At 55.3% G+C, this 12,442-nt stretch carries 10 protein-coding genes and 2 pseudogenes; 4 read left to right on the top strand and 8 right to left on the bottom strand.

Annotation, left to right across the window (positions count from 1 at the left end; translation table 11 throughout):
* Nucleotides 1-50: 50 nt before the first annotated feature.
* Nucleotides 51-1,121: a hypothetical protein gene (locus Harman_RS16560; protein ID WP_137684891.1), complete on the bottom strand. Its 1,071-nt coding sequence runs from the start codon at nt 1,119-1,121 to the stop codon at nt 51-53.
* A 485-nt stretch (nt 1,122-1,606) separates the two neighbouring features.
* Between Harman_RS16560 and Harman_RS16555 the strand changes: the two genes are divergently transcribed.
* Nucleotides 1,607-1,900: a PadR family transcriptional regulator gene (locus Harman_RS16555; RefSeq protein WP_137684890.1), complete on the top strand. Its 294-nt coding sequence runs from the start codon at nt 1,607-1,609 to the stop codon at nt 1,898-1,900.
* 5 nt (nt 1,901-1,905) lie between these two features.
* Here the strand turns inward: Harman_RS16555 and Harman_RS16550 are convergent, their stop codons facing one another.
* Together Harman_RS16550 and Harman_RS16545 are read right to left on the bottom strand one after the other, a co-directional pair.
* Nucleotides 1,906-3,207 carry a tyrosine-type recombinase/integrase gene (locus Harman_RS16550; protein ID WP_137684889.1) on the bottom strand — a complete coding sequence of 434 codons (1,302 nt, stop codon included), beginning with the start codon at nt 3,205-3,207 and terminating at the stop codon, nt 1,906-1,908.
* 1,119 nt (nt 3,208-4,326) lie between these two features.
* The gene (locus Harman_RS16545; protein ID WP_200830949.1) at nt 4,327-4,917 is read right to left on the bottom strand and encodes a methyltransferase family protein; all 591 of its coding nucleotides are present in this window, start codon (nt 4,915-4,917) and stop codon (nt 4,327-4,329) included.
* 820 nt (nt 4,918-5,737) lie between these two features.
* Between Harman_RS16545 and Harman_RS16540 the strand changes: the two genes are divergently transcribed.
* Both Harman_RS16540 and Harman_RS16535 read left to right on the top strand, forming a co-directional pair.
* Complete coding sequence (locus Harman_RS16540; RefSeq protein ID WP_137684887.1) at nt 5,738-6,730, top strand: AAA family ATPase; 993 nt, start codon at nt 5,738-5,740, stop codon at nt 6,728-6,730.
* Nucleotides 6,727-7,185 carry an acyl-CoA dehydrogenase gene (locus Harman_RS16535; protein WP_137684886.1) on the top strand — a complete coding sequence of 153 codons (459 nt, stop codon included), beginning with the start codon at nt 6,727-6,729 and terminating at the stop codon, nt 7,183-7,185. Before Harman_RS16540 ends, Harman_RS16535 begins: the two co-directional genes overlap by 4 nt.
* 83 nt (nt 7,186-7,268) lie before the next feature.
* On the opposite strand, the pseudogene Harman_RS22160 reads toward Harman_RS16535, so the two are convergent.
* The 4 genes and pseudogenes from Harman_RS22160 to Harman_RS16515 form a co-directional block, all read right to left on the bottom strand.
* Nucleotides 7,269-7,466 (bottom strand): annotated as a pseudogene (locus Harman_RS22160) (hypothetical protein); the annotation flags it as partial.
* Between the two features lie 308 nt (nt 7,467-7,774).
* Nucleotides 7,775-7,900 (bottom strand): annotated as a pseudogene (locus Harman_RS21810) (ABC transporter substrate-binding protein); the annotation flags it as partial.
* A gap of 491 nt (nt 7,901-8,391) precedes the next feature.
* Nucleotides 8,392-9,612, bottom strand: coding sequence for a Tm-1-like ATP-binding domain-containing protein (locus Harman_RS16520; protein WP_137684885.1), 1,221 nt, complete (start codon nt 9,610-9,612; stop codon nt 8,392-8,394).
* Nucleotides 9,613-9,640: 28 nt separating this feature from the next.
* Nucleotides 9,641-10,477 carry a phosphoenolpyruvate hydrolase family protein gene (locus tag Harman_RS16515; protein WP_137684884.1) on the bottom strand — a complete coding sequence of 279 codons (837 nt, stop codon included), beginning with the start codon at nt 10,475-10,477 and terminating at the stop codon, nt 9,641-9,643.
* A gap of 150 nt (nt 10,478-10,627) precedes the next feature.
* On the opposite strand from Harman_RS16515, the gene Harman_RS16510 reads away from it, so the two are divergent.
* Nucleotides 10,628-11,038 (top strand): cupin domain-containing protein, encoded by a 411-nt coding sequence (locus Harman_RS16510; RefSeq protein WP_137684883.1) that lies wholly within the window; start codon nt 10,628-10,630, stop codon nt 11,036-11,038.
* A gap of 92 nt (nt 11,039-11,130) precedes the next feature.
* Here Harman_RS16510 and Harman_RS16505 read toward each other — a convergent pair whose 3' ends face one another.
* On the bottom strand, nt 11,131-12,390 hold the full coding sequence (locus tag Harman_RS16505) for a beta-alanine-activating enzyme beta-propeller domain-containing protein (protein WP_137684882.1): 1,260 nt from the start codon (nt 12,388-12,390) through the stop codon (nt 11,131-11,133).
* Nucleotides 12,391-12,442 lie beyond the last annotated feature (52 nt).

The raw sequence follows: 12,442 nt of genomic DNA, 5'->3' as shown, positions 1-12,442 counted from the left end.
TGAAACCACCATATCGACAAGATGATTCACGAGACTTTATTCGCAGTAGATCAGTTGTTGCTAAAACTAGAGAACACCCGCGAAGCGATCGTGTCTAAGGTGACCAGTGCCACGTTTACATAGAGTCCCACCAGAAACGCCAGGCCAGAGATAAGCCCAGTAGCAGCATTTTCACCGGTCATAAATAAGAATGAGAACATGTAGAATCCCGCCGCCAGCAACAGAGCTGCCGGGATCCGGATTCCTTTCTGGACTAACGAGAGTAGATTTCTGTCGAACTCTTGGAATAGCGTCGTGAAAAGATATCCGAGCGACCCCAACAATGCATACAGGTAAACGTATGACGGAACTGGTTCTGTGACTGACGGCACCAGTGGGAGAATATTCCCACCAAGAGATGCGATAATGCCGACACTGAGTAGTGCCAGTCCCAGTATGAACAACCCGAGGCTCCGTGTGTCACTGTACCAGCGAGGTTCATCAGGTCGCTGTGAAACCGGAAGCAGATTGAGCGTGAGAGACGTTTGATCACTTGTCTGTGTTACGGCTTCGCCGTTGTCTTGGTCGGTCAAGCTAAGTAATCGTTTGGCGACCGTACCAAGGATGCGGTAGGCACGCTCTACGTAGAATCCTGCCAGGAATGCGAGCCCAGAAAAGATCGCTTCCGGTGGTGCGATAGTAAATACCAATGCATTATCCAACGCGTTGTTAGCGAGATAGATTCCGGCAGCTAAACAGAGCGCGCCAAACAGACGGAGGCCTAACCGTACGACTTGGATCCACGACCGTTTAATGACTGCCTCACTATCTGTGTCCGGGTTTACATCCGTTACGAAAACAAGGAGTGACCGGGCCATCGCCCCAAAAAATCCGTACAGATACACGTCAAACGGAATACCGACATCTTCCGTAATTAAACCCAAGCTCTTAATTGAGGCAGTGACAGCGAAGAGCGTAAGAAAAATGCCGAAAACAGTGATTGCTTGGCCGGCAGGGATTTCATACCATGCATTCGCCTGCCACTTCTCGTTATCTGGCACTCTCGGCTTTTCGACACCCTGATCAGTTCTCTGCTTCTCTTGACTCTCGGTTTCACTGTCTCCTGGGGTACTGGACGCCATATGTTAACATATAGCGAAAATGCATAATAAATTTCTCCTCGTCAACACAAAATGAATTACCTACCCGATCAAGGCTGTTATCGTCGTGACTTCCCGATCCCTGGATCGTCTTCGCCGTCCACTGTGTCTGGAATACGCTGTTCATCCAAGTGATGGTCTGATCGTGGCTGAAAAGCACACAATCATGGATGCTGCCATTTTCGTCAAATACTTCGTCGACAGCATGGGCAATGTTTATTAAGTCGGTGAGCCGCGGTTCAAGAATCATCCAGCCGCCCCATTACCAACACTAACACACCTACAGGTAAAATACTTCTCTGCACGGTATGAGTTTTGTTGTCAGAATCTGAAACTAGAAACACGCTAATAAATCTGAGATGCTCAATTCGAGTGGTGAAACACCGCTCTGACTCTGGAGGACGGGCTACTGCCACTTACAGGGCAATAGACATATTCGGTAGCAGTACGTATCAGGTAGTGGAATAATGCATGATCTGACTGGCTTCCAACGAGATCTCCTGTACGTGATCGCTGGCTTTGATAAGCCACACGGCCTCGCCATCAAGGAGGAACTCGAAGAGTACTACGAGAAAGATATCCATCACGGTCGATTATACCCGAACCTCGACACGCTTGTTGAGAAGGGACTTGCCGAGAAAGGTGAGAAAGATCGACGAACGAACGTCTACACGCTCACACGTCGTGGCCGGCGCGAAATCGAAGCCCGCCGTGAGTGGGAGTCCCAGTACGTCGACCCAGCGGAGTTTGCTCCCACGTAGATAGATTATGCACTCGGATCGAATGCCTCGGATAAGTATTCCCGCATGAATTCGCGTCGTAACTCCCGTTTTCGTTCGTCAGTCAGGTACTGGTCGAAGACGACTTGCGCACTCGCACTCCCCTGTTCGGCCGCGATATCCTGTACGTGCGCGAGGACGCGCTCAGTTGTCTGTGAATAGGCATCGTACCAGAACCGTCGGCCCATGTGCGGTTTGCGCTGCACGCCGTCGATCTCCTCGGGAACCTCGGCTCGGTCAGCAAGGTCATGGAACCATCGTGCGACAGTTGTCCCGGAAACATGGCCACTTTCTGCACGCTCAGACGGAAACAGGTAGCCGTCGCCGACGCGAGAGCGGTACTGGCGGGCGATATTCTCCCCATAGACGATAGCGACTGTTCCCGGCCCGTTCTTTCGGTCCGCAAACTCGATATGTGGCTCGTCAGCGTCGAGTTGCAATTGGTCTGCGTGCAGCGCCGCTACCTCGCCGGCGCGAAGTCCCCACGCGCACAAGGCGACAACCAGCATCCTGTCGCGAGCGGTCGTAGCCGCGTCGAACATCGCTGTGACGTGCTTGGCGTCGAGTGCGACAGGGTCCGTATCGGACGACCGTGTCCAGTCAAACCAGTCCTCAGCACCATTGGTCGGGTTGACGGTGGCGACACGCCGTTCAACGAGCCACTGGTACCAGTTTCGGATGGCATCGTGGACACGGGCAATGGTACTTTCGGCGAAGTGTTCACCCATGTAGGCGAACGTCTCTCGGCAGCGGTCGACGGCGTCGGTCTCGCTGATATCGCCACCGTCCTGAACCGGCGTGAGCAGGTCGTCAGTACCGTGCCGTTCTCTATAGGAGCGTGCGTACCTCGCGAGGCGGTAGCGGACAGTCCGCCGCGTACTATCTGTCCAGTCACTCGCCGCGGATTGCTTCTCCGAGAGGTACTTTTCTAACGATGCGACTGTGTCCTCGTGGACGATCCCCCAGTCGTAGCCGTCCGTGGATGCCTCGCCAACGTGGGCCTCCCACCAACGTTTGAGTGTGGTGTCGTGATAGGTTCGAAGTGTATACGTGAGTCCACGAAATCCGTTGTCGGCAAGCCACTGGTACGATGGCCGGTCGGTTTGTGGGTCACGGCCCTCGCTTCGGAGTGCCGGCGCCACGACCGCGTCGTAGGCATCGGCGAGCTGGTGTTCATTTAGCATGCTCCACGGGACATCATCAGCCGAGTGCCAGGGTTTGGTGGCCTCAAGGCCGCGGTAGCGGTCGTGCTCTTTGGTTTCTGAGTCTGAATCGGCTGATTTTGGCATACTCAGACAATCGTACTAAATTCTGATAACTTTGTTGGTATAGCAGACGTGTGACAGACTCATCGCTCTACAGTGGTTCGGCAACTATTGCTTTAAACTATATATTGCTATATGAAACTGTCGTGTAGGGAAATTAGGCTACATCGGATTTAGCGGGACTGTAATGTGTGGCTTCAGCCGATGCAGTGACCGGGAGACGATTGTCCGAATAATTGCAGAGTCTCTTTCGCCTCTCAGCCGGCGTATACGTACCAGAGTAGTATTACTCCGAAAAGTCCAAACATCGCTCCTGCGTACAACGCAACAAACTGCCCATCGCCCGGCGGAAGAATTAACCAGAGAACTGGACCCAAAGCTACCATACCAAGTCCGAACAGTGTGGTGATGAGCCGTTCAGTTCGGTCCGTCGTAGATCGTTCTCGGGTCGAAGTGTCGGAACTCTTCTCAAGCAAATTCGAAACAATATCGAGAGAACTGGACGGGATGGTTATGATACGGGGTGCAGTCGGGACACCGCGCGTATATGAGAGCCAACAGACGGCGAAGTACCCAGAGAAATGGTCCGAAATGTCTTGACTGCGTCGGCTGGAACCTCTGTTTTATCAACACTGAGTGTTTCTGCCGATTGATCAACAACCACTGTCGGAAATCCCGCAGTAAGGATGATCGGCACCCAGCTAACGATGAACACCGCGAACGGTGCCACGGGATGTAGCTGTGCGCTTCCAAGGAGAACGAGTGCGCCTAATACACTCCCAATACCGAACCCGCGCAACGAGTATCGATTCCACAATGGGTCGCTGAGATCTGTAGCGAGTACGGCCAGAAAATATCGCCGAGCAAACAGCGCCAGAATTGCGAAGAAAAAACTGCGATTGCCCGGGCGAAGTCACCATCCAGCAACGCCGAACCGACCAGGTAGAGCAACAACCCCGCGGCGAGGATAGCAATGCCATCAAAGATGCTGGGGCCCACATACGCGAGGGTCTGTAAGAGGGGCGAATCCGTTACATCAAGTTCCCACTTAACTACGGAGTCATCTGTGTCAGAAGTAGGTGCTCGTAGAACTAAATCCACTACTGATGAAAATCTTCGGATGGGTAGATTGTTTACCGAAAGTCAGGAACCAATTGAACGAAAGGCCTGCCGGACAGTTCGCAGGCCGATGAAACGTGGAACACGCGCAGCGTATCGGTCGTATGTATCGCCGAACTCTGCGCGAAGATGTGGTTCCTCGGCACGGGGTAACAGTAGTACCCATCCCACGTGGGCCACCGCAAGTGTGGCCACGAGCGCTGAATCAGTAACGAGAGCGAATCCAGTAACGCCGACGATCATGCCAAGGTACTGCGGATTACGGGTATAGGTGTATGGACCATCGGTGTAGAGCTCTCCGGTTACACCCATCGTCTCGTCCGAACGCATTGTCTGTGCTCCCCACATGAATGCTGCCGTACCGAGGGCAGTGAGAGTCACACCCCCCGCAAGCGTCATGGGACTGGCCAGCCCCCACCCACCCCAATCAAGGACAGCGGTGGCGATGAGGGCAATATTGAAAATGGCCACGAGGCTCCAGTGACAGTAGTACGCCGGCGTCTTGTCGCCGGGCGGCCACCATTCTTGATGGGTCAGTAGTGTTCCAAGCACCAGCACGTAGATCCCTGTAGCCGATAGCAGCCCGGCCCCGAACGCGAGTTGTCTCAGTAACATACAGGGAAACATTAGCGTTCAAGCCGGGACTCATTGCTGCCTCACAGCTGAGGTTATTATTTATATACCGATCTTCTGCCCGATTTGCGAGCACCCCGGCCCAGTCGACAGTGACTGGATCACAGAGCTTACGCGATTCACTCCCGCCCTGTGCGCTCCTCGGTTCCGACAGAACGTCGGAACGCTCGTCACTCACGGGAAGAGCAGGATTCTCTCGCTGTCTCAAGATAGAAGAACCGAAACGTAAGGCCATTTGACATGATACAACAATAACCTCTTGATCGACCTGTAGCTACTTTCAGTTGTCTCCCGGTACCCGTACCTACCAAATGCCCACCGCCGCAGACTTGTCTTCCTGGAAATAGCTATAACAGACATAATTGCTAACGATCTGTTACAGATAACTGTATCAGGTGCCTGTATCGGATATCTGTAACAAAATGGGTGCGTATTTGGAGTGACATGCCATGCGCAGGTCCTAGTAGTAACAGATCCGTAACAATCGCCCGTGACGGATGTCTATAATGTATATCTGTAACGTACATCTGTAATAGTTATCTATAACATATTTAGTTAACAGATCACCACTAGGTACCGATAGCAAATAAGCAGAATAGCAGGACAGGGGCCTGCTACTGGTAACTGTATTAAACTTCTGTACTAGACTTCTGTAACTGAGGTCTATAATAAGAGCCCAGATCGGAGGTCAACGGTGGATCAAAGCTGTGATAAGTGAGATAGATAGCAGAATTCTGTGACAGATATCTGTCTGTAATGTCTGACACAGATTTATGCATGATGCCATCAATATATGGACTGTATGATAACGGCCGTAGTCTACTCAGAATCGGGCGGGACATTTAAGACAACGATGACGGCCAACCTTGCGGTCGCGTTGGAACGAATGGGAGCCCGCACGCTGGTGATCGATCTTGACCCACAGGAAGGGAATCTAACGAGTCTGTTCGACGTTGGAACATCTCGGAGCGACCCCGACGCAGACAATCTTGTCAAGCATATTCTCGATATGCCTGACGGTGAGTTCGATGACCTGATCGAGACAACAAACGAGGGTGTCGATATCATCCCAAGTCACGATATGCTCGGGGATTTCACCTCCAACCTAGAGCAGAAAATCTCCTACGAGACGGGGATGAAAAACATGAACCGAGACGAGTACCCCCGGTTCGAACTCCTGTATGATCTGCTCTGGAACGAACACGAACTCAACCAACGGTACGATGCGATTCTCGTCGATCCAAACGCACGCGCCGAGGATCTACTCTATAATGCGATTTACGCACTGCGGACGCTAATTGCACCAGTCAAGCCAGCTGGAAAGGGGAATCTCAGCCTCGATGGTCTAGAAGAGCTTGTCGGGAACATGGAGACACAGTTGGACATCGAGATCGGCCTCTCCTGTGTCGTTCCATCCGGTGTCGGCCAGACCAACGCCCACCAGCAGTACCAGCAACAGTTCGATGATACGGACGCATTTTCGACGCCTGTTACCATCGGCAATCGAGAGAGCCTCATGGACGCGATGTGGGAAGCACGGGGATCCGCGTTCAAGGTCGTCGAGGAGCGCTGGAAAACGTTCAAGCGTGATGGTGAGATGGTCAGTGAACCAGGCCAGCGGCGTCTCCGTGATAGGGAAATAGAGACGCTTGAAAAGTTGTTCGAGCTGGCACATTTCGTCGCAACGGAAACGTTTGACGCTGATGTGGACTCGGTGCTGGAACTCGAAGTCCAAGATCACGACAACAGGCGCATCGAGCTAATGGATAAGGAGCAAACGGAGGCTACCCCATGAACAACTTCAAATCCGGCTCCGGAAATCTGGATTTCGGTGCGGAGGGCGATGAAAAAGACACGCAAGAATCTGAGGAGGTCGTGGAGGAAAGTGAGTCACGAACGACTGAATCACCTCCAGAGCAGGTACAATCCTCAGGTACGACCAGCTCCCAGAACCCAGGGACAGCAGGTGACCCTGACAGGGAGACGAACCAAGGATCGAACGAGGCGGCTGAGTACCCATACTTCGTCAGGCGGAACAACGTCGGCGACGAGCGAGACACCCGCTTGGAGATTCATGTTCGAGATAGTGTGGCGGAACAAGAAGGACGCTTCCGGTCTAGGCTGGCAGATGAACTGGACGTTAGTGAAGTTTCAAAGACAGACGCTCGGGAGTTCGCGCTCCTTGCTGCATATGAGTACCCAGAAAAGGTGGCCGAATTGATGGAAGACGAAGGATTCAGCGTTATCTGAATTGGCACTGTCTAGTTGAGTCCCCCTCGGCGGGCGTTCTGCCGCTAACGCTTGGTTCAGCGGTATTTCACTGGGGCTGATAATAGTGTTAGTTCTGGTGAATCAGGGCCCGACAGCGGATCGAGACGGTTGGGATCGAAAGTTGCGCGCAACTCTGTGGCTTCGATATCGTCCGGAACGTACTCGACCATCGTAATCTGTGAGACACGGTCGAGAGCGTCTCGCTTCAGCTGCGCGTAGAGATTTGTGTTTGGACGACATTGACATGCGTATTTACAAATGACCAGTACAGTCGTCCCAGCTATCACTGTGGTTATCGTCGGACTTTCATGGGCTGCTCAGATCGAATAAACGGATCACTCTCAGGATTCTCCGCAAATGCGATGCCGCTAGACTCGCTCTGAAGGACGGTCCATTTTGGCAGCGTCGGAATCCCGTAGTCCTCTGGATCGTTGTACTGCGCCGCTATCACCCATGTACGGGCTTGCATGCGAGACTGCCCCGTTCCGGTCGCTGTAGCGCTGGAGGAGTGGGATAATTCGGGGTCCGGTCCCTGATTTCGAGTCCGAGAGGTATCGTCGGTCATGGTTCAGATGTCCCCGTTGATGATGTCCGCAATGCGCTGGTGGTCGAACAATTGCTCCGGCTCGGGAATCTCGGGATAAGCTTCGCCGTCGTATTCGGGCCATTCGCCGAACTGCTCCGGGTAGACCTCACATAGTCACGTCGCGTCGGTTTGTTCTGGCCGGTGCCATCGTTTGCCATGTATTTTAGGCCCGCCTAATATTATATAATACCTTTGGTATTTACGACGGCCAGAACAATAGTAGCCATTGAAAACAATGCACACTTGATCGCACGATAGCAGTACGATCAGTGTGTAAATAGTTTCAATTCTCACTAACACAATCTCATTGGGCACGTCTTACTGCTACTTTGTAAGTGACCAGCCGCCACTGGACGGTACGAAACCCATCCGACTCAAGAAGCGTTGTACTCTCGGTTATGCCTCTACACGACGACACGACGACTCGATATCTGATTCTACAATCGAAGTTCGCCCAAATTCGATTCCAATTCCGCCTATTACAGCCACGCAAACTCTATATGACGAGTCTTTATATCTATTTTATCTTCTTTTACGCTTATTCTCCGTCTCTCTATATCTAACCCAAAACAGGTGTTTCATACCGGTCAGGATCAGAGCTATTTGTTCTCCCCCTCCCCGTGCATGTACGTTTCGAGTTTCTCCACGATGCGTCGAGCGAACGCTTCATCGTTTATTGCAGCATCGGATTCGATTAGTTCGACCCCGTCATCCAGGTGGGCACGAAACGCATCGAACAAAGCTTCGTCGGCGTCCGGGTCGTGAAAGTCCGCACCGGGTTCGTCGAGCATCGAAACGCCACCAAGTGGGAGTGCGAGCGCCGTCGGTCCGGTGGCGTCGTTGAGTTTCTCCGCGATGATCCGTCCGAGTTCGGCGTTTTCTTCCGGTGTCGTTCGCATCAACGTTACCTGTGGGTTGTGGACGTGGAATGTCCGGTTCTCGAACTGCTCCGGGACAGATTCACGCGGCCCGAAGTTGACCATATCGAGTGCCCCGGGAGCAACGACCTGCGGAATCCCCGTCTCGGCCGCCGCGTCGAGTCGGTCAGGGCCAGCGGACAACACGCCCCCGACGAGTTCGTCGGCCCATTCCGTGGTGGTCACGTCGAGGACCCCGTCGATGATGCCCTCACGAATCAGATTCTCCATCGCCCGGCCGCCGGTACCGGTCGCGTGGAAGACAATGGTCTCGTACCCACTGTCTTCCAGCACCTGCCGCGCCGCCTGCACGCACGGCGTGGTGACGCCGAACATAGTTATCCCGATAGTGGGCTTGTCGGACAGCTCCACACCGGGGTCGTTGGCGACCATGCCCACCATCGAAAGCGCTGCGTTGGCGATGACGGTCCGTGAGAGTTGGTTCAACCCCTCGATGTCAGCGACGGAGTACAGCATCGCGATGTCGGTGGCTCCGACGTAGGGTTCGGTATCTCCCGAAGCCATTGTCGAAACCATGAGCTTCGGGACGCCCACGGGGAGCGCTCGCATTGCATTTGTAGCGATAGAGGTGTTGCCCGAGCCACCCAGTCCGAGAATCCCATCGAGCGTTCCTGCCTCGTGAAATCTAGTGACGATAGCCGCCGCACCGTCTCCCATAACCTCCATCGCCGCACCGCGGTCCCCGTCGTCACGGAGCGCTTCGAGAGACGAGCCACCCGCCTGTGCCACCTCGTCGGCAGTGGTATCTGGTTCGATTTCCGGGTCACCCATCACACCGACATCCACCAGGTGGACCGCTATGCCCTGGGCCTGGATGATGTCGCGCGCAAAGCCGATTTCCTCGCCCTTCGTGTCGAGTGTGCCAACGATGACGACGCTCATCGTCTGCACCTCATTCGTATCGGTCGCTTCATGAGACGGTCATGTCCTTGAACTCGCGTGCCTGCTTTTCGATCGCGTCTTCGGTAGCGAGGCGCTCGATGCTGGAAGCGCCGAAGAAGCCGACCACGCCGTCGGTATTGTCGAGGACGTACTGGGCGTCATCGGGCCAGGCGATGGGGCCGCCGTGGCAGATGACCATCACATCGTCGTTGACGCTTTTGGCGGCGTCGTGGTGAGCCTGTACGCGCTCGGCGGCCTCATCGAGGGTCAGGGCAGTCTCTGCGCCGATATCACCCGAGGTGGTCAGTCCCATGTGCGAGACGACCACGTCAGCACCGGCTTCGGCCATCTCGCGAGCCTGTGACTCGTTGAACACGTAGGGACAGGTGAGCATCCCTTGCTCACTGGCTTCTCGAATCATCTCGACCTCCTTGTCGTAGCCCATCCCGGTCTCTTCGAGGTTCTTCCGGAAGGAACTGTCCTCGTCGATCAGGCCGACTGTGGGGAAGTTCTGGACGCCCGAGAACCCGCGGCGTCTGAGGTCTTCGATGAAGACATCCATCTCACGGAACGGATCGGTGCCGTTGACACCCGCCAAGACAGGCGTGTCCTCGACGACAGGCAGGACCTCCTGCCCCATCTCTAGCACGATTTCGTTGGCGTCGCCATACGAGAGCAGGCCAGCCAGCGATCCGCGGCCGTTCATCCGGTACCGCCCCGAGTTGTAGATGATGAGCAGATCGACCCCGCCACGCTCGGCGAACTTCGCCGAGATCCCCGTGCCTGCCCCCGCTCCGATAACAGGTTCGTTGTCCTGTACAGTCGATTCTAACCGCTCTAGAGACTCGGTTCGTGCGAACTCCATAGTCCATTGAAAATATCGATAGAAGCCCTAATCAAGATTGGGGTTCAAAACTGGCAGTATTCGTTCTTTCGACCCTGTGGACCATAGTATAGAGAGCGCCCTGACCTAATCACAATATTTAACATATCTTGCTGTGCGATACCATACGTTATGGCAGCAGACCAGCGGTTCGTCCAGCCAGACGATGTCGAGACGATACAACTAGAGTGGGGGACACTCAAGTGGATGAACGCCCCCGACGTAACCGGCTCCGAGGGGTTCAGTGCCGGTGTCGTGGTCCTCGATCCCGGGAAAGGACACGAGCGACATACCCACCCTGATAGCGAAGAGATCCTCTACTTCCTCAGCGGTGAAGGCGAACAGACCGTTGCGGATGATGAGCGGTCCGTCAGCGCGGGTGAAATGGTGTACATTCCGAGCGGTGTCGAACACAGCACAGTGAATACGTCATGGGAGCCGCTTCGGTTCATCGCCGTCTACTGCCCGCCCGGGCCGGAGGCCGAGATCCGCGACCTCGACGACGCGACGATTTTTCCGCCGGGCGAAGTCCCGGACTCGTAAGCCGGACGCCAGGCACAGGTATCCCGAAAGCGGAGCGGTCCATCCATTTCATCTCTCCATCCCCGCCGATTGTCGAAGCTAAACGCTAAACCCTACTCAACAGCGTACACTGTCGCGTCGGTCCCACCGAAGTAGAGACAGTTATCAACGAGCGCAGGGCTGGAGCCGACGCCCCGACCGCCGATCTCTAAGAACCACTCCTCATCACCGTCGGTCGTGAGCGCATGCACCCCGACGCTGTCGCCCTCTTCGGTCTGTCGGTGGCTCCCGACGTAGAGGTGCTCTTCCGTCACGACCGGACTGCTACCGATTTCGAGGGCCGGTGTTTCGAAGGCCCACTGCTCCGTGCCATCGGTTCGATCAAATCGGAAGATCTTGGCGTGGTTCGTCGTGGGGTCGTCAAGCGTATTGTACGGCGTATGGCCGACGTAGACGGCTTCGGTATCGACGGCGACGGACCCCGAGATGTACTGTCCGGCCGTGTCCGCGAGCCACTCCCGCTCCCCCGTTTCCGCATCGACGGCGTGAACGTTACCGTTCCAATCGGTGATGTATACGGTTCCGTACGCGATGGCCGGGCTCGACCAGATCATGTCCCGGGTGTCGTAGGTCCATTCGACCTCGCCCGAGGTGGGCGTCAGTGCGTACAGGGTTCCGTCCGACGCACCGATGTAAACGGACTCGTCGGTGACTGCCGGGCTGCTCACTACCTCGGTACCGACCTCGTACCGCCAGTTCATCTCTCCCGTCGCAGCATCGAGCGAGTAGATCCAGCCGTTTTCCGGTACGTCGGTTTCGTCGGCGTACCACGCACAGGCGAGGTTGTGACAGCCGACGCCGATGAAGACCGAGCCGTTCCACACGGTCGGACTGCCTCGGATCAGGCCGTCAAACGCTCGGGACCACTGCTCTGTGCCGGCCGCCGCATCGACGGCGTACAGGTGCATATCGTATGACCCGACGTAAACCGTCCCATCGTGGTAGGCCGGCGTCCCTTCGATCCGGTGTTGTGTCGAGAACGCCCATTCTTCGGTCCCCGTCTGTGCGTCGAGCGCGTACAGCGAAGTATCCGCACTACCGATGTAGACAGTCCCGTTTACCACGACCGGACTGCCCCAGAACGGCCCATCGGCTTCGTACGTCCACGTTATCGACGGACTTGACCCGATTGCTGCGGGGCCACCGGTGTAGCCGGTGTTGTATCGACTGCCCCGAAACGTTGGCCACGACGTGATCGGTTCGGAAATCGGGTGCTCAGTGCGCACAGTCCCCGGACTCTGACATCCAGCAGCGACGGCGACTGCAGCTGTCGAGAGTGAGGCGAGAAACTGCCGACGGTTGCTGTTCGCCATCTGTGGCACCTTGTGACGCTGATGGAATAATGCTATCGGGTGCTCGCGGACC

Origin of the sequence: Haloarcula mannanilytica, assembly GCF_005406125.1 — an archaeon.
Classification (GTDB): domain Archaea; phylum Halobacteriota; class Halobacteria; order Halobacteriales; family Haloarculaceae; genus Haloarcula; species Haloarcula mannanilytica.
Note: the sequence above shows the minus strand (reverse complement) of the source record. Positions and strands in the feature narration are given on the sequence as shown.

Bases quoted from the DNA above. Each gene is read 5' to 3' on its own strand.
- Harman_RS16535 (WP_137684886.1), top strand. From the start codon at position 6,727: ATGAACAACTTCAAATCCGGCTCCGGAAATCTGGATTTCGGTGCGGAG.
- Harman_RS16520 (WP_137684885.1), bottom strand. From the start codon at position 9,612: ATGAGCGTCGTCATCGTTGGCACACTCGACACGAAGGGCGAGGAAATC.
- Harman_RS16510 (WP_137684883.1), top strand. From the start codon at position 10,628: ATGGCAGCAGACCAGCGGTTCGTCCAGCCAGACGATGTCGAGACGATA.
- Harman_RS16515 (WP_137684884.1), bottom strand. From the start codon at position 10,477: ATGGAGTTCGCACGAACCGAGTCTCTAGAGCGGTTAGAATCGACTGTA.
- Harman_RS16545 (WP_200830949.1), bottom strand. From the start codon at position 4,917: ATGTTACTGAGACAACTCGCGTTCGGGGCCGGGCTGCTATCGGCTACA.
- Harman_RS16555 (WP_137684890.1), top strand. From the start codon at position 1,607: ATGCATGATCTGACTGGCTTCCAACGAGATCTCCTGTACGTGATCGCT.
- Harman_RS16540 (WP_137684887.1), top strand. From the start codon at position 5,738: ATGATAACGGCCGTAGTCTACTCAGAATCGGGCGGGACATTTAAGACA.
- Harman_RS16560 (WP_137684891.1), bottom strand. From the start codon at position 1,121: ATGGCGTCCAGTACCCCAGGAGACAGTGAAACCGAGAGTCAAGAGAAG.
- Harman_RS16550 (WP_137684889.1), bottom strand. From the start codon at position 3,207: ATGCCAAAATCAGCCGATTCAGACTCAGAAACCAAAGAGCACGACCGC.
- Harman_RS16505 (WP_137684882.1), bottom strand. From the start codon at position 12,390: ATGGCGAACAGCAACCGTCGGCAGTTTCTCGCCTCACTCTCGACAGCT.